This window comes from Paraburkholderia sp. RL18-101-BIB-B, from assembly GCF_046026985.1.
Taxonomy (GTDB): domain Bacteria; phylum Pseudomonadota; class Gammaproteobacteria; order Burkholderiales; family Burkholderiaceae; genus Paraburkholderia.
Genome location: NZ_JARESV010000024.1, coordinates 24,685 through 50,195, shown reverse-complemented (window position 1 = coordinate 50,195; position 25,511 = coordinate 24,685). Strand labels below are relative to the sequence as shown.

Below are 25,511 nucleotides of genomic sequence, written 5' to 3'. Positions count from 1 at the left end.
GGCGGTTCTCCAGGTTGGGTTCCTCATGGCCCCGCAACAATGTGAGCAATTGTGTGCGGGTTTGCGGCGCTTGCCTCGCTAGCGGATAATCAGGGCATATTCATTCGTTCGCGTGAAGGCGCCTGTCTGACTGTCATGAGCGAAAACAAACCTGAAAATGCCGGCAAGCCCGGCAATCCAACGCCGCCTTCGCCGTCGCCCGCGCCGTCCGGAACGCCCGGCGTGTCGACACCCGGCTCCACGCCGGCCGATCCGGCAGCCTCGCTACCCCTCTCGCACGAAGATGCCATCCGGTCTCCAATCAAAGACAAGGTAACGCCGCCGGGTGCTCCAGCCGCTCCTACGCCCGCTGCGTCCACCGCGACGCCGGCCGCCGAGGCGGCTGCCGTGCGATCGTCGACGGACGATCCCAACAGCGCGTCGGCCGTCACGCCCACCGATCCGCAAACGGCGCGGCGACGCGATGCGGCCGAAGCACGCAGCGCGGCTGCGGCATCCACCGCGAAGCAGGAGGCGGCGGTTCATGAACATGAAGCGCGGCGTGCCGGTGTCCATGCGATGAGACCGCCGCCGACGGTCGGAAGCAGCGAACCTGTCGACGGCGAACTGGTCAGTTCCGTTGAAGACGCTACCGTGGTCGAAGAGGTCTCGGCCTCGTCCGAACGTCGGGCTGGCTCGCCGCCGCCGGGGTTCGGCGCGGCGCCAGACTTCACCGCGTCCAACCCGCCGCCGCCCAATGCATTGCCGCCGTCGCCGCCACGCTATCTGAAGCACAATGATTCGGCGTGGACCGTGTTCGGCCGGATCGTCGCGGCGCGCGCGCGTCAGTTGTTCGATCGTGCCGGCCAGCGGATTACGCAGCGTACGCTGCGCATCGGCGTGTCGGCGCGCATCTTCCATCCGGAGCCGGGCGCGAAGGGTCTGCGGGGCAAGACGCTGCAGTATCTCGAGGAATCGATCGCGCACTGGGTGATGTCGCGCGACGTGCTGGTGTTCATGATCCCGACGGTCGGTCATCAGGGCATGCTGCATCCGAGCAATATCCGTTTGCGCGATTATGCGAAGCATCTCGACGGGCTGCTGCTGCAAGGCGGCGCCGACGTCTCGCCGCAGTCTTACGCGGAACAGGCAACCAGCCACGAGTGGCCCGGCGACCGCGTGCGCGACATGTACGAACTCGAACTGCTGCATGAGTTCGTCGAATCGGGCAAGCCGGTGCTCGGCGTGTGCCGTGGCTGTCAACTGATCAACGTGGCGTTCGGCGGGACCTTGTATCAGGACATCGCCACCGATGTGCCGACCGCGGGTACGCACGTCAATGAGAACTACGATCAGCATCGGCACGGGATCCACTTTCCGGACGGTTCGACGCTCGCCAACATGTTCCCGGGCCGGCGCGATGCGATCGTCAACTCGATCCACCATCAGGCGGTCAAAACGCTCGGCCGCGATCTCAATATCGAAGCGGTGTCGGCGTCAGATGGCATCATCGAAGCCGTGCGCTACCGGCGCGCGCCGTTCGTGATGGGCGTGCAATGGCATCCGGAGTTTCATCGCGCGGGCGGTCCGGAGTTGCTCGACTGCACGCCGTTGCTCGATACGTTCCTGCGCGTGGCGCGCGAGACGCGGTTTTGAGGTTGCGGGGCTGGTGAGTTGGGGTTGGATGGCCGAATGTTTGGTTTGTTAGAGGCGCGCCGCTGCGGTTTGCAGCGGTGCGCCTTTTGTGTTTTTCTCTTGCTGTTTTTGATGGCTGGCTTCTCGCTGGCCGTTTGTATCAGTCTGCTAATTCGTGCGGCATTTCTAGTTTTCGGAGTCGCGGACATCTCGCCGATATCGGGATAGATAGTCAGGAATGCGAGGTTTTTATTGACCCGAGTGCGCGCATCTCAGTATCAGTCACTCTATCTCCATATTGCGAATTCACTTACGGCTGAATTCGTACAACCTTAGCGTAAATTCCGATTCGTCCGCACGAGACGGAACGTCGCATTTTCGTCTTATCCGAACTCGTTTATTTCGCGATGGATGGGCCGACTTGATCAAATCATTCGCTGGCGATTTATCTCGATTTAAAGTCCGTCCGTGTGGCATTTGAATGCTTCGCTTAAAGGGGAATCCGCGCGATAATCTGCGGCTGTTTTGGATTCGCATGGAGCATGCACGTATGAAGTATCCCTTATTAGTACGGCGCGCCATGCTGCTCGCGACCTCGTGTGCGCTGTTGCAGCAGGGCGGTTTCGTGCTGGCCGCGCAAGGCGACGAGGCCGCGCCGATGGTCGGCACACGGCCGGCCATCAACACCCTGACGCCGCAGCCCGTGGCAGATGCGCTGCGCAACGCGGCATCAGCCACGTCGGCCGCGCCGGCCACGGCCGGCGATGCGCAAGGTAACGTCGCCGAACTGATGCAGATGATTCACGATGCGAAGCTGAGCGAACTACGCACCACGTATAACGGCAGCTACGGCGCCAGTCTGTTTTTCTATCCGCGGGAAATGACGTATTACGTAGCGTTATTTCAGGACAAGCATTTCTGGCGGGTGATCAAGTCCGAGGACGCGGCGCGCGCGGAAGCGATCTATGCGGGCTTTGCCCAGCAGACCGCGCAACTCGCGGATGTCGAGATTCGCCGCACGCAGTTGCAGGCGCAGAAGGCATACATCGAAGACGTCATTGCGATGTCCGAAGATCGCGCGAAACGCTTGCAAGCCGATCTCGACGTGGCGCGCACCCAGCAGGCCAAGGTCAACGACTATCAGCGTCAAACGCAAGGTGAAGTGGCCGCGCTGCACGCGGACAAGGAAAGGGCGCAGGCGCAGTTGCGCCAGGTGCAGGGCGAAGTGATGCAATTGCAGCGGCAAACCGAAATGGGATTGCCGATTCAGAAGTAAATGCATCAACGCAAAAAAGCCCGGCCATTCGTGAATTCGTGAATTCGTGAATGTCCGGGCTTTTTTTGTACTACGCCACCTGTCCGATCGTGTCGTGCCTACTTTGCGAATTGATCCGGAACGTCGGTCACGCGTCGCTGTGAAAGATGGTTCATCCATTCGGTCCCGCTGGTGCCGGACGCATGGATTGACGAGCCGGTGCGCGGCATCGGCGCCGTATCGCGGACGTGTGTTGCAGCGGACATCGTTACCCCCGCGTATTCGTCGACACCGAGCCGAGCCGGGCCGAGAGGTGAATAGGCTCCGGCAGCCGACGGCTTCAGCGACACGTTTGCCGCGACTTTCGGGAGCGCGCCGCGTGCGATGTCATCAGCAATTGCCGCTGCGTGCGACGTTTGGTCTGCGGCGGCGAACCGCGCGGTGCGCGGGGGGATTGCGCCGTATTGCCTGCCGCTCTTCTCGCGAATGAGCTTACGGCGATGTGAGACGGCTTTGTCAGCGAAGCCATGCGCCGGAGCGAAGCGCAATGCGGGCGCTGAAGTCGAAGCAGGTATCGGCACTGTCGCGGCCGCAGGACTGGATGCCGCCGCGAACCGAGGAGCCGCGCTCGGGAGTGCAGGCATTGATGCCGCGACTGCCGCAGACGTGCCTGCCGCAGCGCTATCCACTGCGCGAGCGGTAACTGCCGCCGGTGGCTGAAATTTCGCCGGCTGCGAGTCGCGTTTGTCCGAGGCCTTGCCCGCGAAATCCACATGAGTGGCCGTGTCACGATGCATCAGATGATCGAACCCGATCCATCCCAGCATCGCAGCGCCGCCGAGCACGCATGCACCGCCCGCCAACGCACTCCAATGATGGCCGGACCCGCGCGCCGCCGTCGCGTACGCATGCAGCGGAAACGGCGGGACGGCCGCAGCGGACGCAGCCATTTGCGCAGCGGCTTCGAATGGTGTTTCAAGCACCGGAGCCGGCGCCGCAGTTGCGCGCCGCTCGTCCGACGGCGACCATCGGCAAAGCGAGCGAATGGCCTGATCGCTCATGCAGAACGTGCGCAGCATGGCGGCGTAGAGTGCCTTGAGTTCCGCCCGCAAACTGTAGCCAGGCGGAAGCAGTGCCCAGTCCCGGCCGAACGACGCCGGCACATGACCGAGCGGACGCGAGCGCGGCATGGCCAGGTAGCCTTGGATCGGGGTGAAAGGAATGGTGGACATCGGTCTTTTCCAGCGCCTCTTAAAGGGGCCGCCGATCGGCGGTCCCGGGATCTGCGGGGGACTCGGGCCTCGGTGCGATGCGCGTTGGAATACCAGACATGCACGCCGTACGTCGACGCCGAACCGCAGCATTGCGCTCTGGACGAGCACACGGGCGCATGGGCGTGTCACTGTGAAGCCGTAGGGGTGCGAAGGATGATACTTCGATGCGCCCGACTTACTGACTGGAAATCTCCGAAGAGATCCGCCGATTCGTCCGGGTTTAAGTTAAACCCGGACGACGCTCAACCGGGCCACGCTTGTCCTATCGATCGAGCCTGTAAACGTAGCGCAACGCTGTAATATCCACGCCGCCCATATGATCCGGTTCGGCGCCGACGAACTGCCAGCCTTGCCGTTCATAGAAGCCGATCGCCGGCGTATTCCCTTCGAGCACATACAGATAGAGTTGCGTCTCGCCCTGCGCGCGAGCCCAGTCCTCGGCGGCATGCATCAGCAGCTTGCCGACGCCGATGCCCTGATAGTCCGGCAGCGTGTGCAGGTTATCGAGCAGCACGCCCCACGCAGATTCCGGTTGACGTTCGACACAAACAAAACCCGTCGGCTCGCCCGCGAGTTCGGCGATCAGGACGATGCGGCGTTCGCCGCCGGGCGCGCTCAGGCGCGCTTCCCAATAGGCTGCGCGCTCGCGCGTGACCTGGCCGTCGAGAAATGCGTCGGGCAACAGGCTGCGATAGGTGGCCTGCCAACTTGTGCTGTGGATCGAAGCAATGAGCGCGGCATCCGCGAGAGTTGCGGGGCGCAGCGAAAGAGCGGGGGTGGTTCGCATCGGGGTAGTGATCTGCGGAAATGCCTGACTGCAAATGTTAGCGCGACGGCCGGCGACACGTGTAAGGAAACTGTATGCATTACGCGACAGCGGCTTCAACGGTAACATTACGTGGAGCGGGCGCCGCATGATTCACAACGTTTACCCTGATACCGTGAGAATGCGTTCAGCATGAAAATGCAGCGCCCCCGGGCGCGTTGTTCTATCCGCCCGAGGCATCCGCTTTGCCGAACCCAGTGGATCGTTTCAACTGCCTGCCCGCCACCGGTTCTTTCGTGGCGACAGGCCCATCAGAGAATGTCATGTCTACTGCGTCACACGCCACTTCCTCATCCCAAGAATCCAAGGTCAAGACAGTATTCCGCGTTGTCAGCGGTAACTTTCTTGAGATGTACGACTTCATGGTCTACGGCTATTACGCTTCGGCGATCGCCAAGACCTACTTTCCGAGCGGCAACGAATTCGCCTCGCTGATGCTGTCGCTGTCGGTGTTCGGCGCGGGCTTCCTGATGCGACCGCTCGGCGCGATCGTGCTCGGCGCATACATCGATCATCACGGCCGGCGCAAAGGCCTGATCCTCACCCTCGGTTTGATGGCGCTCGGCACGCTCACGGTCGCGTCGATTCCAGGTTACGCGACGATCGGCTTGCTCGCGCCAGTGCTCGTTCTGGGCGGCCGGCTGTTGCAAGGTTTCTCCGCCGGGGTCGAACTGGGCGGCGTGTCGGTGTATCTGTCGGAGATCGCCACCAAGGGCAACAAGGGCTTCTACTGCGCGTGGCAGTCGGGCAGCCAGCAGGTTGCCGTGGTGTTCGCCGCGCTGATCGGTGTGTTCCTGAACAAGCTGTTGCCGGCTGACCAGATGACCGCGTGGGGCTGGCGCGTGCCCTTCCTGATCGGCTGCCTGATCGTGCCGTTCCTGTTCCTGATCCGCCGTTCGCTGCAGGAAACCGAGGAATTCAAGGCGCGCAAGCATCATCCGAAGATGGGCGAGATCATGAAGACGATGGCCGCCAACTGGGGCATCGTGCTGGGCGGCATGGGCATGGTGATCATGACCACCGTGTCGTTCTACATGATCACGGCGTACACGCCGACCTTCGGCAAGGAAGTGCTGAAGCTGTCGTCGATCGACACGCTCGTCGTCACGGTCTGTATCGGCCTGTCGAATCTGATCTGGCTGCCGCTCGCGGGCGCGCTGTCCGACCGTATCGGACGGCGTCCGGTGCTGCTGGCGTTCACGATTCTGACCATCATCACCGCGTATCCGGCGCTGCAGTGGCTGGTGGCGGACCCGTCGTTCGCGCGTCTGCTGGAGGTCGAACTGTGGCTGTCGTTCCTGTACGGCAGCTATAACGGCGGGATGGTCGTGGCGCTGACTGAAGTCATGCCGGTCGAAGTGCGGACCGCCGGTTTCTCGCTCGCCTACAGCCTCGCCACGACGATAGGCGGTTTCACGCCGGCCATCTCGACGCTGTTGATTCACACTACCGGCAACAAGGCGGCGCCGGGTCTGTTCCTGGGCGTGGCGGCGATTTGCGGGTTGATCGCGACGTTGGTGCTGTATCGCACGCCGGAATCGCGCAATCAATATCGGACGGCCTGAGCTTCACCGTTCACGATTCGGCCGGGCAAGTAAAAAACCCCGCGTTCTCACGAACGCGGGGTTTTTGTTTTTTGGCACGGCGGCGGGGTGACGGCTGATTTCGCCGAGCGGCGTTTGCGCTAACCGTTGCGCAATTCGTTCGCCACGGCCTCGACGACGTCGCCCCACGCGCCGGGTTGCGGTTGACGCACCAGCGACGCGCCCGGATACCACGGGCTGCGTGTCTCGCCGGCAAACCAGCGCCAGTCCGCGGCGAACGGCAGCATCAGCCAGAGCGGCTTGCGCAGCGCGCCGGCCAGGTGCGCGATGGACGTATCGATCGACACCACCGCATCGAGCCGTTCGATGATCGCCGCCGTGTCCGCGAAGTCGCCGATCCGCTTGTCGAAGCGATGAATCGACGCCGCGCGCGGATGCGCGTCGAGCGCCGCGCGTTCGTCGGCGCTCAAGGCGGGCTGCAGCACGATCCAGTCGATGCCTTCGAGTGCGAACAGCGGATCGAGCGCGGCGAGCGGCATCGAACGCGTTTCGTTTTGCTGGATGCGTCCCGACCACGCAATGCCGATCTTGCGCTTCGCCTGGCCGCCGAGCGAGCCGCGCCATTTGCGGCCATAGGCGCTCGGCACGCTGAGGTAGGGCGTGCGCTCCGGAATGGTGTCGAAGGTCGTGCCGAGTGCGAGCGGCAGGCTCAGCAGCGGGCATTGCAGATCGGCGGCGGGGCGCGGCGCGCCCTGGGCGATCAGCGTCACGCGCCAGGCTTGCGCGGCAGGGGTCAGCAAGGGCAGCAGCTGCGGCTGCACTTCGAGCACGACGCGCGCCGCGCGCTGCGCGACGAGGGGGACGAAGCGCACGAATTGCAGCGTGTCGCCGAAACCTTGTTCGGCATGGACCAGCAGCGTACGTTGCGCGATCGGCTCGCCGTGCCAGCGCGGCAGCGTCTGGATCACCGGCTGTGCCATGGTTTGCAGACGCCATTCGTACTCCGGCAGCCCGCGTGGGAAGTCGCGCAACGCGAGCCACGCGAGCGCGCGGTTCAGGTGCGCGGAGGCGAGCTCGGGGCGCAGACGCAGCGCCTGATCGAAAGCGCGCACGGCCGGGCTATGCGCACCCAGGGCCTGGTGCGCGGTGCCCAGACTCAGCCACGCGAGCGCGAATTGCGGATCGAGACCGACGGCGCGTTCGAGATACGGCAGCGCCTCGGCGTGGCGTCCCATTGCCGCGAGCGCGTTACCCATGCCGAAGATGGCTGGCGGCAGGTTCGGCTGCAAGGCCAGCGCCGCCCTGAACGATGCAACCGCGTCGGCATGGCGGCCGGTGGCGTCGAACGTGTTGGCGAGATTGAAGTGCGCGGCGACGAAGCGCGGCTCGGCCGCCAACGCCGTCTCGAAACACGGCACCGCCTCTTCCGCGCGACCGAGCGCGTTCAGCGACATGCCCATGTTATTGAGCGCGCCGGCATGACCGGGACGCAATTCGAGCGTGCGCCGGAACGCGGCGATGGCTTCCGTGTGGCGTCCGAGCGCGTGCAGCGCGTTGCCGAGGTTGTTATGCGACGAAGCGTCGTTCGGTTGCAGGCGCAACGACTTTTCGAACGCGTCGGCGGCGTCTTCATGACGGCCCGCGGCGGCGTATGCATTGCCCAGGTTGTAGTGCGCCATCGGAAACGATGGCGCGAGTGTCAGCGCATTGCGGAACTGTTCGATGGCGCCGTCGATCTGGCCCAGCGCCTTCAGCGCGTTGCCCAGGTTCAGTTGCAGCGCGGCGTCTTCCGGGCGCAGGTTCACCGCGCGCCGCACGAGCTCGGCGGCTTCGGCGTGCTGGCCCTGCTGGTGGCGCAGGACGCCCAGCAGGTGCAACGCATCGACGTGCGCGGGATTGCCGTCGAGCGTCGCGCGGTAGCCGCGTTCGGCGTCGTCGAGGCGGCCGTCACGATGCGCCGCGAAAGCGCGGTCAAATACAGGTTGCATGACGGGGGATGGCATTCGGGTGAGGCAGAGGCCGCATTTTCCCACACTCGCCGGACCGCACTCCGATTTGACCGGTTGTCTCAATATCTATAACATATGAATACATGTTCATATGTACTGCCGCAACGCCACCTGTCATGGCTTCTTCACTCGCGTCCGCCACTTCCACCACTTCGTTTGCCAGCTTTGACGATCGCTCGGTCGACACGATCGTGCCGCTGGCCGACCTGTTTCGCCTGCTCGGCGACCCGACGCGCCTACGCATCGTGCTGGCGTGCCTGGACGAGCGGCGCGCTGTCGGGGCGATTGCCCAGGCGCTGGGTTTGTCGCCGTCGCTGGTGAGCCATCACTTGCGGCTGCTTCGCGCGGCGCGGATCGTGCGCGCGGAGCGGCAGGGCAAGCAGGTCTTCTACGTCGCCGCCGACCGCCATATCAGCGCGATGCTGGCGGGCATGCTCGAACACGTGGCCGAACCGGCCGGCGATGAATCTCTGGACGCGTCATGAAGAAAAACGAGCACGACCACGAAGGGCATGGCCACGTCGGCCATGCACATGCCCACGGTCACACCCACAGTCATAGTCACGGCCACGCCGGCCACCACCACGCCCACGCCCCCGTCGCGGGCCACGGCCGCGCGTTCGCGCTCGCCGTCGTGTTGAACATCGCCATCGTGGTGGCCCAAGCCGTCTACGGCGTGCTCGCCCATTCCACCGCGCTGCTCGCCGACGCCGGCCACAACCTCTCCGACGTCCTCGGCCTGCTGCTCGCCTGGGGCGCCGCCTGGCTCGCCACGCGTCGTCCGTCGGCGCGCTACACGTTCGGTTATGGCAGCTCGTCGATCCTCGCCTCGCTCGTCAATGCGGGGCTGTTGCTGTTCGCGTGCGGCGTGATCGTCGCCGAAGCCATCGGGCGGCTGATGAATCCGGCGCCGGTGGCAGGGCTCGCGGTGTTCGTCGTCGCGACGGTCGGCGTGGTGGTCAACGGGATTTCCGCGTGGCTCTTCATGCGCGGGCAGAAAGAAGACCTGAACATTCGCGGTGCCTTCCTGCATATGGCGGCGGATGCCGGCATCTCGGCGGCGGTTGCGGTGAGCGGCCTCGTGATTCTCTACACCAACTGGACGTGGCTCGACCCGGTGATGAGCCTGCTGGTGGTGGCGGTCGTGGTGGTCGGCACGTGGGGGCTGTTACGCGATTCGGTGCGCCTCGCGCTCGACGCCGTGCCGCCCGGCGTCGATCTGCAAAGCATCCGCGACTATCTGGCGGGGCAGCCCGGCGTCGTCGATGTGCATGATCTGCACGTGTGGGCCCTGTCGACCACCGGCAATGCGCTCAGCGCGCATCTGGTGATGCCGGCCGGCCACCCCGGCGACGAGTCGCTAGACGGCATCGTCGTCATGCTGCGCGAACGCTTTTCGATGCAGCACGCGACGCTGCAAGTCGACCTTGGCACCACGCAGCACCGGTGCGCAATGGATCATGCGCCGCACGCGCGTTGAGGCAAACTGGCACGCGCAGCAAGTTCACAGCGAGCCCAGGCCAATCGCGTGATTGATGCAGCGCACCGTCAGCCCATTGCTGGCGGCGTTCCAAGGCGACTTCCTCCGGGCGTACACTAGAACGCATTGTTGTTTCCGGAGTTCCGCATGGACGCTGCCGCAAACGATGTGCCGCCGGTGCTGATCGTCGGGGCGGGGCCCACGGGGCTCGCCGCGGCGATGAGTCTGGCGCGTGCCCACATCCCCGTGCGTCTGATCGACAAAGCCATGCAACCGAACCCGTATTCGCGGGCCATCGGCATCCAGGCGCGCACGCTCGAGTTGCTCGAGCAGCATCGGCTGGTCGAACCGTTTCTCGAACTCGGCCATCGCGCGCGCATTGCCAATCTGTTTTCGAACGGCATGCGTCTCGCGCAACTCGATTTCGATCCGCTTCACACGCGCTATCCGTATCTGCTGTTTCTCGACCAGTCCGTGACGGAGCGGTTGCTGACGGAACATCTCGCGACGCTCGGCGTAACGGTCGAGCGCGGTGTCGAGCTGACGATGTTCGCGCAAGGCTCCGCCAGCATTCAGGCGACGTTGCGCCGCGCGGACGGCCACACGGAGACGATGCGTCCGTCGTACGTGATCGCCGCGGACGGTGCGCACAGCACGATCCGTCACCGGCTGGGTCTGAGCTTCGAAGGCAAGACCTTCGAGCAGACTTTCCTGCTCGCCGATCTGCACGCCGAAACCGATTGGCCCGAAGACGAGTTTCACATCTTCGCGTCAGGCGAAGGACTGGTGGCGCTGTTTCCGATGGGCCACGGCCGGCATCGTCTGATCGCGGATCATGCCGTCGAGCCTGCCGCCGTCGCGCCGTCCGCGACGCCCGCCGTGCTGGGCGAACCGCCGCTGAACAAGGTGCCGGCGCCGTCGCTCGAGGAGTGCAAGGCGCTGATCGCGAGGCGCGTGCGCGAGCGGGTCGACGTGTCGGATCTGGCGTGGTCCTCGTATTTCCATGTGAATAACCGCATGGTGGACCGGTTGCGTGTCGGCCGAATTTTTCTTGCAGGCGACGCCGCGCATGTGCACAGCCCGGCCGGCGCACAAGGTATGAACACCGGCATTCAGGAAGCGTTCAACCTCGGCTGGAAGCTGGCGCGGGTCTTGAAGAGCGCGGCGCCCGATCGCCTGCTCGATACCTATTACCTTGAACGTCATCCGATCGAACGTGACGTGCTGCGGCAGACCGGCTTCATCACGCATATGGCCGAGGCCGATCACGGACCGCTCAAGCTGCTGCGCGAACGCGTGATGCCGGTCCTCGCCGCGCTGGGTCCACTGCGCGACGCCGCACGCGCCACTATCAGCGAACTGTCGATCCAGTACCGGCGCAGTCCGCTGACGCTCGAACGTGTGCTCGACGGCGGACCGCGTGCCGGCGAACGTGCGCCCGACGCGCTGGTGCATGTGGTGGACGGACCGCTTGGCCGCGCGCCCGGCGTCGGCTGCATTTTCGATCTGCACGATCCGGCGTTCTTCTCGCTATTCCTGCTCGTGCCGCCGCTGCCCGTCGACGAAAAGCCGCTCGATCCCGCGGCGAAGCATGCGCCGCCGCCGGACGCGGAAATGGAACGCGTGGCGGCGGAAGTCGAGCGATTGCTGCCGGGTGCGGTGCGCATCTGGCGCATCACGGATACCACCGGCGATGGCGGCCCGGCGCTCTCCGAATCGTATGGCCGCACGCGGCCGTCGTTCTATCTGGTGCGGCCCGACGGCTATATCAGCGCGCGCGGACGCACCGGCTCCGATCTGCACGGCCTGTTGCGGCATTGCGAAGCCTGGTTCACGGTAAGTGGCGAGATACCGGAGCAGGCGGCCCTGTGACGCGGGCCGCCCGAGTATCGATTGCGCAAGCGCGTGAGCGCTGCCCCCGCTCACACCGTCGTAGGCGCGGCCGGTGTCAGCTGCTCGCGATGTTTGATGAGCGCTTCCTCGACGATGCCCGACATCTCAATACCGCTCGCATCCGGCTCATCGAGCGCCGCCAGCAACGCGCGCCGCATGCGTGGCTCCCAGAAACGGCGGATATGGTCGGCAATGCCGGCGAGCGCTTCCTCGCGGTCGGGCATCGAATCGAAAAAATCGCCGATCCGATTGGCCATGTCGATCAGGTTCTGATTGTCCATGCCTGACCTCACTTGCCCGATGTCGCGTTGGCCAGCTCGCGCTGCTTCAGCAGATCGAGCTGTTCGGTGTTGAAACGCGAATAGTCTTTCTGCCATTGCGACGGCTGTTCGACCGGCATCACCTGCACCGCGGTCACTTTGTACTCCGGACAGTTGGTCGCCCAATCCGAGCTATCGGTGGTGATCACGTTCGCGCCCGATTCGGGGAAGTGGAACGTCGTATAGACGACGCCCGGCTGCATGCGCTCGGTCACCTTCGCGCGCAACACGGTTTGCCCCGCGCGCGATTCGATGCCGACCCAGTCGTCGGTCTTGATGCCGCGCTCTTCGGCATCGTGCGGATGAATTTCCAGCCGGTCTTCGTCGTGCCAGCGCGAATTCTCCGTGCGGCGCGTTTGCGCGCCCACGTTGTATTGCGACAGGATGCGGCCCGTGGTGAGCAGCATCGGGAATTTGCGCGTGACTTTCTCGGGCGTCGCGATGAACTTCGTAATCACGAACTTGCCCTTGCCGCGCACGAACGTGTCGATGTGCATGGTCGGCGTGCCGTCCGGCGCCTCTTCGTTGCACGGCCACTGGATGCTGCCCAGCTCGTCGAGCTTCTTGTACGAGACGCCGTGGAAGGTCGGCGTGAGACGCGCGATCTCGTCCATGATCTGCGACGGATGCGTGTAGTCCATTTCATAGCCGAGCGCGCGTGCGAGCAGCACCGTGACTTCCCAGTCGGCGTAACCCGGCACCGGCGGCATGACCTTGCGCACGCGCGAGATGCGGCGCTCCGCGTTGGTGAACGTGCCGTCCTTTTCGAGGAACGACGAACCGGGCAGCAGCACGTGCGCATACTTGGCGGTCTCGTTCAGGAAAATGTCCTGCACGACGATGCATTCCATCGACGACAGCGCGGCCGACACGTGATGCGTATTCGGATCCGACTGCACGATGTCTTCGCCCTGGCAGTACAGACCCTTGAAGGTGCCATGCACGGCGGCGTCGAACATGTTCGGAATGCGCAGGCCCGGCTCCGGTTGCAGCGTGACATTCCAGGCTTCTTCGAACAGCGTGCGCGTGACCGTGTCGCTGATGTGGCGATAGCCCGGCAGTTCGTGCGGGAACGAGCCCATGTCGCACGAACCCTGCACGTTGTTCTGGCCGCGCAGCGGATTCACGCCCACGCCTTCGCGGCCGATGTTGCCCGTCGCCATCGCGAGGTTGGCGATGCCCATCACCATCGTCGAGCCTTGCGCGTGTTCGGTGACGCCGAGACCGTAGTAGATTGCGGCGTTGCCGCCGGTCGCATAGATGCGGGCGGCTTCGCGCACGAATTGAGCCGGCACGCCTGTCACTGCTTCGGTCGCCTCCGGCGCGTTCTCGGGCAGCGCGACGAAATCGCGCCATTGCTCGAACGCGCGGGTTTCGCAGCGCTCGGCGACGAACGCTTCGTTGACGAGGCCTTCCGTGACGATCACATGCGCCAGCGCGTTCACGACGGCCACGTTCGTGCCGGGCAGCAATTGCAGATGATGCGAGGCCTTCACGTGCGGCGTGTCGACGATATCGATGCGGCGCGGATCCACGACGATCAGCTTCGCGCCTTCACGCACGCGGCGCTTCAGGCGCGAGCCGAACACCGGGTGGCCGTCGGTCGGATTCGCGCCGATCACCATGATCACGTCGGCTTTATCCACGGACGCAAAAGTCTGCGTGCCCGCCGATTCGCCGAGCGTGGTCTTCAATCCATAGCCGGTCGGCGAGTGGCAAACACGCGCGCAGGTGTCGACGTTGTTGTTGCCGAACGCGGCGCGCACGAGCTTTTGCACCAGATACGTTTCTTCGTTCGTGCAACGCGACGACGTGATGCCGCCGATCGAATCGCGGCCGTGTTTCGCCTGAATGCGGCGGAATTCCGACGCCGCATACGTGAGCGCTTCTTCCCAGCTGACTTCGCGCCACGGATCGGTGATCTTCGCGCGGATCATCGGCTTGGTGATGCGGTCCTTGTGCGTCGCGTAGCCCCAGGCAAAGCGGCCCTTCACGCAGGCGTGGCCTTCATTGGCCTGGCCGTTCTTGTGCGGCACCATGCGCACGACCTCGTTGCCCTTCATCTCCGCCTTGAACGAGCAGCCGACACCGCAATACGCGCACGTTGTGACGACCGAATGCTCGGCCTGGCCGAGCATGATGACGGTCTTTTCCTGCAAGGTCGCGGTCGGGCACGCGGCCACACACGCGCCGCACGACACGCATTCCGATTCCATGAACGGCACGTTTTCGCTGGCCGCCACGCGCGATTCGAAACCGCGCCCGGTGATGGTCAGCGCGAAGGTGCCTTGCGTTTCTTCGCACGCGCGCACGCAGCGATTGCAGACGATGCACTTCGACGGGTCGTAGGTGAAGTACGGGTTCGACTCGTCTTTCTTGTCCTTCAGGTGATTCGCGCCGTCAAAGCCGTAGCGCACTTCGCGCAAGCCCGTGACGCCCGCCATGTCCTGCAGTTCGCAGTCGCCATTGGCGGGGCAGGTGAGACAGTCGAGCGGGTGATCGGAGATGTACAACTCCATCACATTGCGGCGCAGCGACTGCAGACGATCCGTTTGCGTGCGGACCTTCATGCCGGCTTCGACCGGCGTCGTGCACGAGGCGGGATAGCCGCGCTTGCCTTCGATTTCCACGAGACACAAACGGCACGAGCCGAACGGTTCCAGCGAATCGGTCGCGCAAAGCTTCGGCACGTTGACGCCCGCTTCGACGGCGGCGCGCATCACCGAGGTGCCGGCCGGAACAGTGACGGATTGGCCGTCGATTTCCAGCGTGACGTCGACATCGGCATGCCGCGCGGGCGTGCCGAAATCGGTGTCGTCGAAAAACGATCGGGTGGCGCGCTGCTGCGCCTGCGACTTGCATGCGCAGTTGCCTGAGCCGCAGCCGCCGGCAGGGGAGTTGAGCAGGTCGGACATGGTTTGGCTCCTGGGTCAGGCCGCTTTCGGCGCGTGATGAGACACGTTGGCGAGACCGAAGTCTTCGGGGAAATGATCGAGCGCGGACAGCACCGGGAACGGCGTCATGCCGCCCATCGCGCAGAGCGAACCGGACACCATCGTGTCGCAAAGATCACGCAGCAACTGCACCTGGCGTGTGGACGTATCGCCGTTGCGAATCCGGCCGATCACTTCGACGCCGCGCGTCGAGCCGATCCGGCACGGCGTGCATTTGCCGCACGATTCGAGCGCGCAAAAGTGCATGGCGTACTGCGCGAGTTCGGCGAGATTCGAGGTGTCGTCATGCACGACGAGGCCGCCGTGGCCTACCACCGCGCCGACTGCCGCGTACGCCTCGTAGTCCATCGGGATGTCCCACTGGCTTTCCGGCAGATACGTGCCGAGCGGGCCGCCCACTTGCACCGCGCGCGCCGGCCGGCCGCTCGCCGTGCCGCCGCCGTAGTCGTAGAGCAATTCGCGCAGCGTGACGCCGAACGCGAGTTCGACCAGGCCGCCTTGCTTCACATTGCCCGCGAGCTGGAACGGCAGCGTGCCGCGCGAGCGGCCCATGCCGAAGTCTTTGTAGAACGCCGCGCCGCGCGCGAAGATGATCGGCACCGTGGCGAGCGTGATGACGTTATTGATCACGGTCGGCTGGCCGTACAGGCCGACGAGCGCCGGCACTGGCGGCTTGGCGCGCACGATGCCGCGCTTGCCTTCGAGCGATTCGAGCAGCGCCGTTTCCTCGCCGCACACATAGGCGCCGGCGCCTTTGGCGACGAACAGTTCGAAGCGATGCGTTGTCGAGAGCACGCTGTCGCCGAGCCAGCCGGCGGCGCGTGCTTTCGCGATCGCCGCTTCGAGCGTTGCGATCGAATGCGGATACTCGCTGCGCACATAGATATGGCCGACCGTCGCGCCCGTCACGATGCCCGCGATGATCATCCCCTCGATCAGCACGTACGGATCGCTTTCCATCACGAGGCGATCGGAGAAGGTGCCGGAATCGCCTTCGTCCGCGTTGCAGACGATGTATTTCTGCGCCGCCTTGGCGCCGCGCACCGTGCGCCATTTGATGCCGGCCGGAAAGGCCGCGCCGCCACGTCCGCGCAGGCCGGATTCGATCAAGGCTTCACAGGCGGCGTCGCCGTCGGTTTGCAAAGCCTTGCGCAAGCCTTCGAGGCCGCCGTGGGCGACGTAATCGTCGATGGAAAGCGGATCCGTGATGCCGATGCGCGCGAAGGTCAGGCGCTGCTGCTTCTTCAGATACGGAATGTCGTCGACCACGCCGACGCGCCGTGCATGCGCGCCGCCTTCGACGAAGCCGGCGTCGAACAACGCGGCGACGTCGCCGGCTTCGATGTTCGCGTAGCCGATGCGGCCTTCAGGCGTCTGAACCTCGACCAGCGGTTCGAGCCACAGCAGGCCGCGCGAACCGTTGCGAACCAGTTCGACTTCGAGGCCGCGGCGTGCGGCTTCGGCTTCGATCGCCTGAGCGAGCGCGTCAGCGCCGAGCGCCAAAGCCGACGAATCACGGGGAACGTAGATGCGCGTCATGCCGTCACCTCCACGCACTTGCTGGCGGCCGCGAAGATCGCGTCGAACTTTTGCGGCGTGACTCGGGCGTGCAAGGTGCCGTTGAGCATCAGCGCCGGCGACAGCGCACATTGGCCGAGGCAATACACCGATTCTAGTTCGACTGTCGCGCCGTGCTGGTGTTCGCCGTCGAAGCGGCAGCCGGTGTGCGCCTCGATATGCTGCGCGAGTGCTTCGGTGCCCATGCTGCGGCAGGCTTCCGCGCGGCACAGTTGCACCGTGACGGGCGCGGCCGGTTGCGTGCGGAAGTGGTGGTAATAGGTGATGACGCCGTGCACTTCCGCGCGCGACAGGTTCATGGCACGCGCTAGCGGTGCGACCGCGGCGGGCGGCACGTAACCGACTTCGTCCTGAATCGCGTGCAAGACCGCTAGCAACGACACGCCCGGCCGCGCGTGACGCTGTACGAGTTGATCCGGCGCGATGGCGATGGAATCGTCCAAGTGGGGGCTCCTCCAAAGTCATATATGCACTTGTTATTCATAATGCGTGCACTTATGCTTCGTTTATTCAGTATGGGATAGCCGAACAATAGGCGGGCGATTCAGCCGATGCAATAGGAAAGAGTTCAACATATATGATCAGAATCGAGTGTCAGGCACAGCTGGTGGTGAAGGGTCCGGACGGCCGCGAGGCAAGCCTGTCGGACGTGGTGCCGCTGCTCGCGCTGGTGGATGAATCCGGCAGCATCGCGCAGGCGGCGACGCTTAAGGGTTTGTCCTACCGTCACGCGTGGGGTTTACTGCGCAGCATCGAAGAGCGTTTGGGCGGTCCGCTGATCGCGAAGGAGCGTGGCCGCGGCTCGGTGCTCTCCGAACTCGGGCAAGCGGTATTGCGTGCGCAGCGTCTGTGCGGCGAGCGGCTCGACGGCAACATGCAGGCACTCGCCAGCGAAGTGGCGAGCGATCTGAACCGCTGGCTGGCACCGCCCGCCGACGACGTGCGCATCTTCGCGTCGCACGGCTATGCGGTGGCCGCGCTCGTGACGGCGTTGGTCGCCAACGATCTGCCGGTCGACATCAAGTATCGCGACAGCGCGGACGCCGTCAGCGCGCTCGCGCGCGGCGAATGCGATCTGGCCGGCTTCCATTTGCCGCTCGGCGAGTTTCGCGCGGCGTGCGCGGATGCGTATCGGCGCTGGCTCGATCCGCAGCGTCACGTGCTCGTGCATCTCACGCGACGCAAGCAAGGACTCTTTCTCGGCAAGGGCAATCCGAAGGGAATCGCCGGCCTCGGCGATCTCGCACGCGACGATATCCGCTTCGTGAATCGACAGCCGGGCTCCGGCACGCGCATGTTGCTCGATCTCGCGCTACGGAAAGTCGGAGTCGATCCAGATCGGGTCAATGGATATGCGTCGGCCGAACTCACGCATTCGGCGATTGCGGCGTTCGTCGCGAGCGGTATGGCGGATGTGGGTTTCGGCGTGGAGCCCGCGGCGCATCACTTCGGTCTGGACTTCGTTCCGGTCGTCGACGAAGACTATTACTTTGCCTGTGACCGCGCGCGCCTCGAACGTGCGCCGCTCGCGACGGTGCTCGAATTGCTACGCGGCGACGCGTTTCGCCATAACGTCGATCAGCTCGAAGGCTATGACCCGCAGGACTGCGGCAAGGTGGTCGATCTGGAGGAGGGCTTGGGCGAAGCGGTGGCGTAAGCCGCGGTAAACATCAGGCTGTGTTTGGCGCTGCGTATGGCGTCCGTTTGGGATACTCTCTAAGCTTCCGCTTCCGTCTTAACCGCGCGTTACGTCGCGCCGATCGATATGAAAGTCATTCTTCACGCATGTGCTGCCGTTGCGACCGCTGGTGTGCTCCTCGCCACCGCGTCAATTGCTCTCGCACAGAATTCGCCGGGTGTTCCGGGCGGCATTCTGCAAGATCAGTTCCGTCTTGCCGAGCATCCGCAAATGCCGTTTGCGGCGTCGGCGCCCACGGACAAATACCAGACCGGCAAAAAATCGGCCATGCGCAAGCGAGGCGATATGGGCGATCCGAATGGCTGCAATCTGCAGTGCCCTAAAGACGAATAAGCGGACGCACGGGTCCGTTGTGGGTGCGACGCCGGCGTTCTGCCGGCGTCTTCCTTTTGGCTCTCAGGTTCAGCTTGGCGTTGTTGCCTTGCGCGTGGCGCTTAAGGCTTGGCCGTATGCCACATGTCCTTGAAGCCTTCTCCCTTCATGTCTCCCGCCTGCTTGTCCGCTGCGTAGCGATACAGCGGGTGGCCCTTGTACGCCCATTGCTGCTTGCCGTCCGCGCCATTGATCAAGGTCCAGTCGCCGGACGGTTTGTCCGACGCACTAGCCGTGGCCGCGGGCCAATAGTTCATGCAGCCGCCGGTGCAGGCGCTCACGCCGGGTGTGGTGTCCTTGTCGAAGGTATAGAGCGTCATGCCGTCTGCAGTGACGAAGCGCCCGTCGACGATTTTCGGTGCTTCGGCGAAAGCGCTTTGTTGCAGTGCGAGGAGGGCGAGGCAGAAGAGAGTCTTGCGCATGATGTCGGCTCCTAGTTTTAGTGTTGGTCTCACGCGAGGCACAACGTGCGTGCGCGTGAGGATCAAACGACTGAGCGGATGCCTTTATTCCAATCACTGCTTCGCGAGAGGATCGGGTTAGGGTCCGTCAGGGAACAGCCAGGGGATGAGATAAGAAAAGGATAGTGCGGGAAAGAGCGCAGCGGGAAGGACGCGGGGAATAAGAAAAAACCCGCAAGCAGCAGGCCGCTTACGGGTTTCCGGGGAGACTTGATGGTGCAGCGTAAAACGTGTTCTGGTGGAGGCGGCGGGAATCGAACCCGCGTCCAGAAGCACTCTACGACCAGTTCTACATGTTTAGTTCTGTCATTTGATTTAACCGTAGCGACGCGGACGAACACGCTGCACTACGGCGATTCACTAGGTTTTCGACCCGGACGTCGTGACACCGCCAAGGCTTAACTGACGTATATGACCTCTGTCGGTATTGCTACCGGTCTTGCGACACTAGCCCGTCAGTGAACTAGGCAGAGGACGGCGGCCCTTAGGCTGCCAGTGCGAACGTATCGTCGTTTGCAGTTACGTTTTTCCCATTGATTAACGAGGTGACGGGTCCTCGACATGCCCTAGCCGCTTCGCAACCCCTGTCGAAACCAGGTCGCCCCCGCGGTTCGTTGCTCAAGTTTCTGAGCCAAGCATCAATTTTACAATAGATTGACGGCCACGTCCTGACTGATCGGCGCTGCCGGCTTTGCTTTTGCCCGCCGCCCGCGTTTCAGCCGAGGTCGCGCAGCAGCCTGTGCAATTCAGCCGGCGATTGGACGACGTGTTGGGCGTGCCATTGGGTCGGCGGAATATCGTTGCCGCAGTAGCCGTACGCCGCCGCGACCGTCTTCATGCCGGCGGCGAAACCCGCCTGCACGTCGCGCAGATCGTCGCCGACGTAGACGATGCGCTCCGGCACCACGTCCAGCTCGCGCGCGGCGTGCAGCAACGGCGCCGGATGCGGTTTGGAATGCGGCGTCGTGTCGCCGCTCACGACACAACCGGCGCGCTCTTCGAGGCCGAGCTGCGCGACCAGCGGCTCGGTGAGCCGCGCGACCTTGTTCGTGACGATGCCCCAGCGCACGCCGCGTGCGTCGAGTTCGTCGAGTATTTCCTGAATGCCGGGGAACAGCGTGGTCTCGATGCACAGGTCCGCTTCATAGTTGGCGAGGAACTCCTCGCGCATCGACGCGAACTCGTGACTATCGGGGCCGATCCCGAACGCACCGCCGATCAGCCCGCGCGCGCCCGCGGACGCAAGCGGGCGCAGATCTTCGAGCGGCACCATCTCCAGCCCGCGATCGTGGCGCATCTTGTTGACGGCGGCCGCGAGGTCGGGCGCCGTGTCGGCTAGCGTGCCGTCGAGGTCGAACAGGACGGCTTGGCAAAGACCGAGTGCGTCTTCGTTGTCTTCGCGTTGGGGCAGGGGCGTGGGATCGCTCATTGATTCGATAGGTCCGGCAGGTCGGGGCGGATCAGACGTCGCGTCGGCAGGCGAGCATGTAGTTCACGCTCGTGTCGGCGGACAGCGTGAAATGCTTGCTGAGCGGGTTATAGACGATGCCTTTGATATCGGCCGTGCGCAATTCGGCGGCGCGCACGAAGCTCGCCAATTCCGACGGGCGAATGAAGCGCGCGTAGTCGTGCGTGCCCTTGGGCAGCATTCGCGCGATGTATTCGGCGCCGATCACGGCGAACAGGTACGACTTCACGTTGCGGTTCAGCGTGGAAAAGAACACCCAGCCGCCGGGTTTCACCAGCGTCTTGCACGCCTCGACTATGGCGGCAGGCCGCGGCACGTGCTCCAGCATTTCCATGCAGGTCACGACGTCGTACGTGCCCGGCTCGCGGGCAGCGAGCGCCTCGGCGGCGATTTCTTCGTAATCGACTGTTACACCACTTTCAAGGCTGTGAAGATCGGCTACGCCCAAAGCCTGGGTCGACAAGTCAATGCCCTTCACGTGCGCACCCAGGCTAGCCATCGACTCGGACAGAATGCCGCCACCGCAGCCGATATCCAGCACGGTCTTGCCCGCGAGATGCGCGTGCGTGTCGATCCAGTTCAGGCGAATCGGATTGAGCTCGTGTAACGGCTTGAATTCGGCGTTCGGGTCCCACCAACGATGCGCAAGGTCGCTAAATTTCTGCAGTTCGTGGGGATCGGCGTTGGTCATGGCGGAAGCTGCCTCGAAGAGAGCGGTGAGCGGGCGCTCGAGGATAAACCCTGAGTATATAGGTCGAGGGACGGAGCGGCAAAATGCCCCCGCTCGAGGTCCGGCTGGTGGAGGCGCGCGGCATCACGCCGTGGTCGGACATAAAAAAAGCCCCGCCGAAGCGGGGCTTTGATACTGCGGTAATTTGTTGCTTACTGCTTCGAAGTACCGACAACTTCGACTTCCACGCGACGATCCGGTGCGAGGCAGGCGATGAGTTGCTTGTGGTTCTTCTGGTTGCAACCGGTCGTGACCGGGTTGCGCTTGCCCTTGCCTTCCGTATAGATACGGTTGGATTCGATGCCCTTGCTGACCAGGTATGCCTTCACAGCTTGAGCACGGCGCAACGACAGACGGTCGTTGTACTTGTCCGAACCGATACGGTCCGTGTAACCCGTTGCAACGACGACTTCCAGGTTCAGCGCGCCGATCTTCGATGCCAGATCGTCCAGCTTTTCCTTGCCAGCCGGCTTCAGGATTGCCTTGTCAAAGTCGAACAGTGCGTCAGCTTGATACGTAATCTTCTGGCTCGTAATAGCCGGTGCAGGTGCGACCGGAGCCGGCGGAGTCGGAGCTTGAGCAACCAGAGCGCCATCGCACTTTGCGTTGGCCGTTGCCGGCGTCCAGAATGCATCGCGCCAGCACAGCTCGTTCGTGCCGTTCATCCACACGTATTCGCCGGTACCATTCACCCAGTTGTCGTTCGTAGCTTGTCGCGACGCCGGCACCGACTGTGCCATGGCGGATGCAGCCATAACCGCGGTAGCTGCAATGAACGCGAGCTTTGAAAGTTTATTCATATTTCTCCTCTCGAAATTGAGATTACCGCAGGTTTACTGCGAGCCTGTTGACGAAGACAAGTCATACATTGCTCGAAGTATAACATCGGTGTAGAACAAAAAACGTGCTGTGTAGACTTCGAGCAGTGTCTAACTCTTTGTGCGTTGGCATTTTGCCATATCGTTCCCTTCCAACGATAAAAAAATCTGCCCCCGATCGAATCGCCCTCCAATTGTGGTGCATGCGCAACAAAAGCAATTCCCTGGAGGCTCCGCCAGTCATGGCTGAGCGGCGAATTGCCCCACGCACGAATCGAGCCTGACCCGGCTCAAAAATGGGCGCCCAGGAACGCTTCGCGTGCGTTCCACTAATAGGTATACGTAGGTTCGTCGGGAGCGGATTCGCGGCATGTTAGAATCGCGTGATGCGTTGCGCCTGCAATGCTTACGCGAAGGCGCGGCGAAGTGAAGTTAAGCCGTCGTCTTGGCACGTAAAAGATACGGATAATGGATCAATTCGCCAAAGAGACTCTGCCAATCTCCCTAGAGGAGGAAATGCGCCGTTCGTATCTCGATTACGCGATGAGCGTGATCGTAGGGCGTGCGCTTCCCGATGTTCGCGATGGCCTGAAGCCGGTGCACCGGCGCGTGCTGTACGCGATGCACGAACTGAACAACGACTGGAACCGGGCGTACAAGAAGTCGGCGCGTATTGTCGGCGACGTCATCGGTAAGTACCACCCGCACGGCGACACGGCTGTTTACGACACCATCGTCCGGATGGCGCAAGACTTTTCGCTGCGCTACATGCTGGTGGACGGTCAGGGCAACTTCGGTTCGGTCGACGGCGACAATGCCGCGGCAATGCGGTACACCGAAATCCGCATGGCGAAGATCGGCCACGAACTGCTGGCCGACATCGACAAGGAAACGGTCGACTTCACGCCGAACTACGACGGCAGTGAAAACGAACCGGCCATCCTGCCGGCGCGCATTCCCAATCTGCTGATCAATGGCTCGTCCGGCATCGCGGTCGGCATGGCGACCAACATTCCGCCGCACAACCTCAACGAGGTTGTCGACGCCTGCCAGCATCTGCTCAAGAACCCGGAAGCTACGATCGACGAACTGATCGAGATCATTCCGGCGCCCGACTTCCCGACCGCCGGCATCATCTACGGCGTGGCCGGCGTGCGCGACGGCTACCGCACCGGCCGTGGCCGCGTGGTGATGCGCGCGCTCACGCACTTCGAGGAAATCGATCGCGGCCAGCGCATGGCGATCATCGTCGACGAATTGCCGTACCAGGTGAACAAGCGCTCACTTCTGGAGCGCATCGCCGAACTGGTCAACGAGAAGAAGCTCGAAGGCATTTCCGACATCCGCGATGAGTCCGACAAGAGCGGCATGCGCGTCGTGATCGAGCTCAAGCGCGGCGAAGTGCCGGAAGTCGTTCTCAACAATCTGTATAAGGCGACCCAGCTTCAGGACACCTTCGGCATGAACATGGTCGCGCTGGTCGACGGCCAGCCGAAGCTGCTGAACCTGAAGGAAATGCTGTCGTGCTTCCTGTCGCATCGCCGGGAAGTGCTGACGCGGCGCACTGTATACGAACTGCGCAAGGCGCGCGAACGCGGCCACGTGCTCGAAGGTCTGGCGGTCGCGCTCGCCAACATCGACGAGTTCATCGCGATCATCAAAGCCGCGCCGACTCCGCCGATCGCCAAGCAGGAATTGATGGCGCGTCCGTGGGATTCGTCGTTGGTGCGCGAAATGTTGGCGCGCGCTGAGACGGAAAATGCCTCGGCGGGTGGCCGTGAAGCCTACCGTCCTGACGGGCTGAATCCGTCGTTCGGTATGCAGACTGACGGCCTCTACCGTCTGTCCGACACCCAGGCTCAGGAAATTCTGCAGATGCGTCTGCAGCGACTGACTGGCCTGGAGCAGGACAAGATCATCGGCGAGTACCGCGAAGTCATGGCGCAAATCGCCGACCTGCTGGACATTCTGGCTCGGCCGGAACGCATTACGGCGATCATCGTCGGCGAACTGACCTCGATCAAAGCCGAATTCGGCGACGCGCGCCGCTCGAAGATCGAGCTGAACGCCACCGAACTGAACACCGAAGATCTGATCACGCCGCAAGAGATGGTCGTGACCATGTCGCACGCCGGCTACGTGAAATCGCAGCCGCTGTCCGAATATAGTGCGCAGAAGCGGGGTGGCCGCGGCAAGCAGGCCACGGCAATGAAGGAAGACGACTGGATCGACACGCTGTTCATCGCGAACACGCACGATCACATTCTGTGCTTCTCGAATCGCGGTCGCGTCTACAGCGTGAAGGTTTACGAAGTGCCGCAAGGTTCGCGGAACTCGCGCGGCCGTCCGATCGTGAATATCTTCCCGCTTCAGGACGGCGAGAAGATTACGGTTGTCTTGCCGGTGAAGGAATTTTCGGCTGACAAATTCGTCTTTATGGGCACCGCGTTAGGAACCGTAAAAAAGACGCCGCTGGAAGCCTTTGGCCGTGTGTTGCGCAAGGGTATTATTGCGGTCGGTCTGGATGAGGGCGACTACCTGATCGGCGCCGCCATTACTGATGGCCAGCACGACGTCATGCTGTTCTCGGATTCGGGCAAGGCGGTTCGCTTCGACGAGAACGACGTGCGTCCGATGGGCCGTGAAGCGCGCGGTGTGCGCGGCATGCAGCTCGAAGACGGGCAAAACGTGATCGCGCTGCTAGTGGCCGGCGACGAGCAGGAGTCGGTGCTCACCGCAACCGAGAACGGTTTTGGCAAGCGCACGCCGATCACCGAGTACACCCGTCACGGTCGCGGTACGAAGGGCATGATCGCGATCCAGACGTCGGAACGTAACGGCAAGGTCGTCGCCGCCACGCTGGTGGATCAGGAAGCGCAGATCATGCTGATCACCAATACTGGCGTGCTGATCCGTACGCGGGTGTCGGAAATCCGTGAAATGGGACGCGCAACCCAAGGTGTTACACTCATCAGCCTTGACGAAGGGACCAAGCTTTCAGGTCTGCAACAGGTTGCTGAGGCGGAAGCAGAAGCTGATGCTGAAGGCGACGCCGAAGGTCCCGCAGAAGGTGACAACGGGGGCGAAGAGGGCGGTGCGGCCTGATTTGCGTCAGCGTCTTACAGTCTCAGTGATTAGTTGAAAGCTGCGCCGGGAATAATGGCGTGTCGGGCCGATACGTGTCCCGCGCGGCTTGCTGCTCAAGTTCATTTCTAT

The 25,511-nt window shown here is 63.3% G+C and carries 20 protein-coding genes and 1 other RNA gene; 9 read left to right on the top strand and 12 right to left on the bottom strand.

What is annotated here, in order from left to right:
- Positions 1-135: 135 nt before the first annotated feature.
- Positions 136-1,635: a gamma-glutamyl-gamma-aminobutyrate hydrolase family protein gene (locus tag P0D73_RS28215; protein WP_408433689.1), complete on the top strand. Its 1,500-nt coding sequence runs from the start codon at positions 136-138 to the stop codon at positions 1,633-1,635.
- A gap of 529 nt (positions 1,636-2,164) precedes the next feature.
- Positions 2,165-2,890, top strand: coding sequence for a DUF2968 domain-containing protein (locus P0D73_RS28210; protein WP_408433687.1), 726 nt, complete (start codon positions 2,165-2,167; stop codon positions 2,888-2,890).
- Positions 2,891-2,988: 98 nt separating this feature from the next.
- Here P0D73_RS28210 and P0D73_RS28205 read toward each other — a convergent pair whose 3' ends face one another.
- Positions 2,989-4,101, bottom strand: a complete 1,113-nt coding sequence (locus tag P0D73_RS28205) for a hypothetical protein (protein WP_408180582.1) — start codon at positions 4,099-4,101, stop codon at positions 2,989-2,991.
- 304 nt (positions 4,102-4,405) lie between these two features.
- Positions 4,406-4,930 carry a GNAT family N-acetyltransferase gene (locus tag P0D73_RS28200; protein ID WP_132373490.1) on the bottom strand — a complete coding sequence of 175 codons (525 nt, stop codon included), beginning with the start codon at positions 4,928-4,930 and terminating at the stop codon, positions 4,406-4,408.
- 302 nt (positions 4,931-5,232) lie between these two features.
- Between P0D73_RS28200 and P0D73_RS28195 the strand changes: the two genes are divergently transcribed.
- Positions 5,233-6,534, top strand: coding sequence for an MFS transporter (locus P0D73_RS28195; protein WP_132373491.1), 1,302 nt, complete (start codon positions 5,233-5,235; stop codon positions 6,532-6,534).
- A gap of 119 nt (positions 6,535-6,653) precedes the next feature.
- Here the strand turns inward: P0D73_RS28195 and P0D73_RS28190 are convergent, their stop codons facing one another.
- Positions 6,654-8,501: a tetratricopeptide repeat protein gene (locus tag P0D73_RS28190; protein WP_132373492.1), complete on the bottom strand. Its 1,848-nt coding sequence runs from the start codon at positions 8,499-8,501 to the stop codon at positions 6,654-6,656.
- 104 nt (positions 8,502-8,605) lie between these two features.
- Between P0D73_RS28190 and P0D73_RS28185 the strand changes: the two genes are divergently transcribed.
- The 3 genes from P0D73_RS28185 (at position 8,606) to P0D73_RS28175 (ending at position 11,874) form a co-directional block, all read left to right on the top strand.
- A complete protein-coding gene (locus P0D73_RS28185) occupies positions 8,606-9,007 on the top strand; it encodes an ArsR/SmtB family transcription factor (RefSeq protein ID WP_408317156.1) in 402 nt (133 codons plus the stop codon).
- Complete coding sequence (locus P0D73_RS28180; RefSeq protein WP_408317158.1) at positions 9,004-10,002, top strand: cation diffusion facilitator family transporter; 999 nt, start codon at positions 9,004-9,006, stop codon at positions 10,000-10,002. The genes P0D73_RS28185 and P0D73_RS28180 overlap by 4 nt, the downstream gene beginning before the upstream one ends.
- Before the next feature lie 147 nt (positions 10,003-10,149).
- Positions 10,150-11,874, top strand: a complete 1,725-nt coding sequence (locus tag P0D73_RS28175) for an FAD-dependent monooxygenase (protein ID WP_408180587.1) — start codon at positions 10,150-10,152, stop codon at positions 11,872-11,874.
- Positions 11,875-11,924: 50 nt separating this feature from the next.
- On the opposite strand, the gene P0D73_RS28170 is transcribed toward P0D73_RS28175, so the two are convergent.
- The 4 genes from P0D73_RS28170 to P0D73_RS28155 are packed head-to-tail and all read right to left on the bottom strand — an operon-like array spanning position 11,925 to position 17,190.
- Positions 11,925-12,176 (bottom strand): formate dehydrogenase subunit delta, encoded by a 252-nt coding sequence (locus tag P0D73_RS28170; protein ID WP_408180588.1) that lies wholly within the window; start codon positions 12,174-12,176, stop codon positions 11,925-11,927.
- An 8-nt stretch (positions 12,177-12,184) separates the two neighbouring features.
- On the bottom strand, positions 12,185-15,130 hold the full coding sequence (gene fdhF, locus P0D73_RS28165; RefSeq protein WP_408180589.1) for a formate dehydrogenase subunit alpha: 2,946 nt from the start codon (positions 15,128-15,130) through the stop codon (positions 12,185-12,187).
- A 15-nt stretch (positions 15,131-15,145) separates the two neighbouring features.
- Positions 15,146-16,708 carry a formate dehydrogenase beta subunit gene (locus P0D73_RS28160; protein WP_408180590.1) on the bottom strand — a complete coding sequence of 521 codons (1,563 nt, stop codon included), beginning with the start codon at positions 16,706-16,708 and terminating at the stop codon, positions 15,146-15,148.
- Positions 16,705-17,190: an NAD(P)H-dependent oxidoreductase subunit E gene (locus tag P0D73_RS28155; protein WP_408290186.1), complete on the bottom strand. Its 486-nt coding sequence runs from the start codon at positions 17,188-17,190 to the stop codon at positions 16,705-16,707. The genes P0D73_RS28160 and P0D73_RS28155 overlap by 4 nt, the downstream gene beginning before the upstream one ends.
- Positions 17,191-17,324: 134 nt before the next feature.
- Here P0D73_RS28155 and P0D73_RS28150 point away from each other — a divergent pair, with 134 nt between their 5' ends.
- On the top strand, positions 17,325-18,404 hold the full coding sequence (locus P0D73_RS28150) for a substrate-binding domain-containing protein (protein WP_408290184.1): 1,080 nt from the start codon (positions 17,325-17,327) through the stop codon (positions 18,402-18,404).
- Between the two features lie 108 nt (positions 18,405-18,512).
- Positions 18,513-18,779 carry a hypothetical protein gene (locus tag P0D73_RS28145; RefSeq protein ID WP_408290182.1) on the top strand — a complete coding sequence of 89 codons (267 nt, stop codon included), beginning with the start codon at positions 18,513-18,515 and terminating at the stop codon, positions 18,777-18,779.
- A 101-nt stretch (positions 18,780-18,880) separates the two neighbouring features.
- Here P0D73_RS28145 and P0D73_RS28140 read toward each other — a convergent pair whose 3' ends face one another.
- The 5 genes from P0D73_RS28140 to ompA all read right to left on the bottom strand — a co-directional run bounded on the left by P0D73_RS28140 (position 18,881) and on the right by ompA (position 22,277).
- Complete coding sequence (locus P0D73_RS28140) at positions 18,881-19,240, bottom strand: COG4315 family predicted lipoprotein (protein ID WP_132373500.1); 360 nt, start codon at positions 19,238-19,240, stop codon at positions 18,881-18,883.
- Between the two features lie 275 nt (positions 19,241-19,515).
- Positions 19,516-19,885: a transfer-messenger RNA gene (gene ssrA, locus P0D73_RS28135) on the bottom strand.
- Positions 19,886-19,994: 109 nt separating this feature from the next.
- The gene (gene gph / locus P0D73_RS28130) at positions 19,995-20,708 is read right to left on the bottom strand and encodes a phosphoglycolate phosphatase (protein WP_132373501.1); all 714 of its coding nucleotides are present in this window, start codon (positions 20,706-20,708) and stop codon (positions 19,995-19,997) included.
- A gap of 31 nt (positions 20,709-20,739) precedes the next feature.
- On the bottom strand, positions 20,740-21,438 hold the full coding sequence (ubiG, locus tag P0D73_RS28125; RefSeq protein ID WP_132373502.1) for a bifunctional 2-polyprenyl-6-hydroxyphenol methylase/3-demethylubiquinol 3-O-methyltransferase UbiG: 699 nt from the start codon (positions 21,436-21,438) through the stop codon (positions 20,740-20,742).
- Between the two features lie 191 nt (positions 21,439-21,629).
- Positions 21,630-22,277, bottom strand: a complete 648-nt coding sequence (gene ompA, locus P0D73_RS28120) for an outer membrane protein OmpA (protein WP_028200089.1) — start codon at positions 22,275-22,277, stop codon at positions 21,630-21,632.
- Between the two features lie 486 nt (positions 22,278-22,763).
- Between ompA and gyrA the strand changes: the two genes are divergently transcribed.
- Positions 22,764-25,400: a DNA gyrase subunit A gene (gene gyrA / locus P0D73_RS28115; RefSeq protein ID WP_408248358.1), complete on the top strand. Its 2,637-nt coding sequence runs from the start codon at positions 22,764-22,766 to the stop codon at positions 25,398-25,400.
- Positions 25,401-25,511 lie beyond the last annotated feature (111 nt).

What these genes read in the sequence shown, in the direction of transcription:
- P0D73_RS28160 (WP_408180590.1), bottom strand. Translation starts at nt 16,708, where the DNA reads ATGACGCGCATCTACGTTCCCCGTGATTCGTCGGCTTTGGCGCTCGGC.
- ompA (WP_028200089.1), bottom strand. Translation starts at nt 22,277, where the DNA reads ATGAATAAACTTTCAAAGCTCGCGTTCATTGCAGCTACCGCGGTTATG.
- P0D73_RS28140 (WP_132373500.1), bottom strand. Translation starts at nt 19,240, where the DNA reads ATGCGCAAGACTCTCTTCTGCCTCGCCCTCCTCGCACTGCAACAAAGC.
- P0D73_RS28190 (WP_132373492.1), bottom strand. Translation starts at nt 8,501, where the DNA reads ATGCAACCTGTATTTGACCGCGCTTTCGCGGCGCATCGTGACGGCCGC.
- P0D73_RS28210 (WP_408433687.1), top strand. Translation starts at nt 2,165, where the DNA reads ATGAAGTATCCCTTATTAGTACGGCGCGCCATGCTGCTCGCGACCTCG.
- P0D73_RS28185 (WP_408317156.1), top strand. Translation starts at nt 8,606, where the DNA reads ATGTTCATATGTACTGCCGCAACGCCACCTGTCATGGCTTCTTCACTC.
- P0D73_RS28150 (WP_408290184.1), top strand. Translation starts at nt 17,325, where the DNA reads ATGATCAGAATCGAGTGTCAGGCACAGCTGGTGGTGAAGGGTCCGGAC.
- P0D73_RS28195 (WP_132373491.1), top strand. Translation starts at nt 5,233, where the DNA reads ATGTCTACTGCGTCACACGCCACTTCCTCATCCCAAGAATCCAAGGTC.
- P0D73_RS28145 (WP_408290182.1), top strand. Translation starts at nt 18,513, where the DNA reads ATGAAAGTCATTCTTCACGCATGTGCTGCCGTTGCGACCGCTGGTGTG.
- gyrA (WP_408248358.1), top strand. Translation starts at nt 22,764, where the DNA reads ATGGATCAATTCGCCAAAGAGACTCTGCCAATCTCCCTAGAGGAGGAA.
- P0D73_RS28175 (WP_408180587.1), top strand. Translation starts at nt 10,150, where the DNA reads ATGGACGCTGCCGCAAACGATGTGCCGCCGGTGCTGATCGTCGGGGCG.
- P0D73_RS28205 (WP_408180582.1), bottom strand. Translation starts at nt 4,101, where the DNA reads ATGTCCACCATTCCTTTCACCCCGATCCAAGGCTACCTGGCCATGCCG.
- fdhF (WP_408180589.1), bottom strand. Translation starts at nt 15,130, where the DNA reads ATGTCCGACCTGCTCAACTCCCCTGCCGGCGGCTGCGGCTCAGGCAAC.
- P0D73_RS28170 (WP_408180588.1), bottom strand. Translation starts at nt 12,176, where the DNA reads ATGGACAATCAGAACCTGATCGACATGGCCAATCGGATCGGCGATTTT.
- ubiG (WP_132373502.1), bottom strand. Translation starts at nt 21,438, where the DNA reads ATGACCAACGCCGATCCCCACGAACTGCAGAAATTTAGCGACCTTGCG.
- P0D73_RS28180 (WP_408317158.1), top strand. Translation starts at nt 9,004, where the DNA reads ATGAAGAAAAACGAGCACGACCACGAAGGGCATGGCCACGTCGGCCAT.
- P0D73_RS28200 (WP_132373490.1), bottom strand. Translation starts at nt 4,930, where the DNA reads ATGCGAACCACCCCCGCTCTTTCGCTGCGCCCCGCAACTCTCGCGGAT.
- gph (WP_132373501.1), bottom strand. Translation starts at nt 20,708, where the DNA reads ATGAGCGATCCCACGCCCCTGCCCCAACGCGAAGACAACGAAGACGCA.
- P0D73_RS28215 (WP_408433689.1), top strand. Translation starts at nt 136, where the DNA reads ATGAGCGAAAACAAACCTGAAAATGCCGGCAAGCCCGGCAATCCAACG.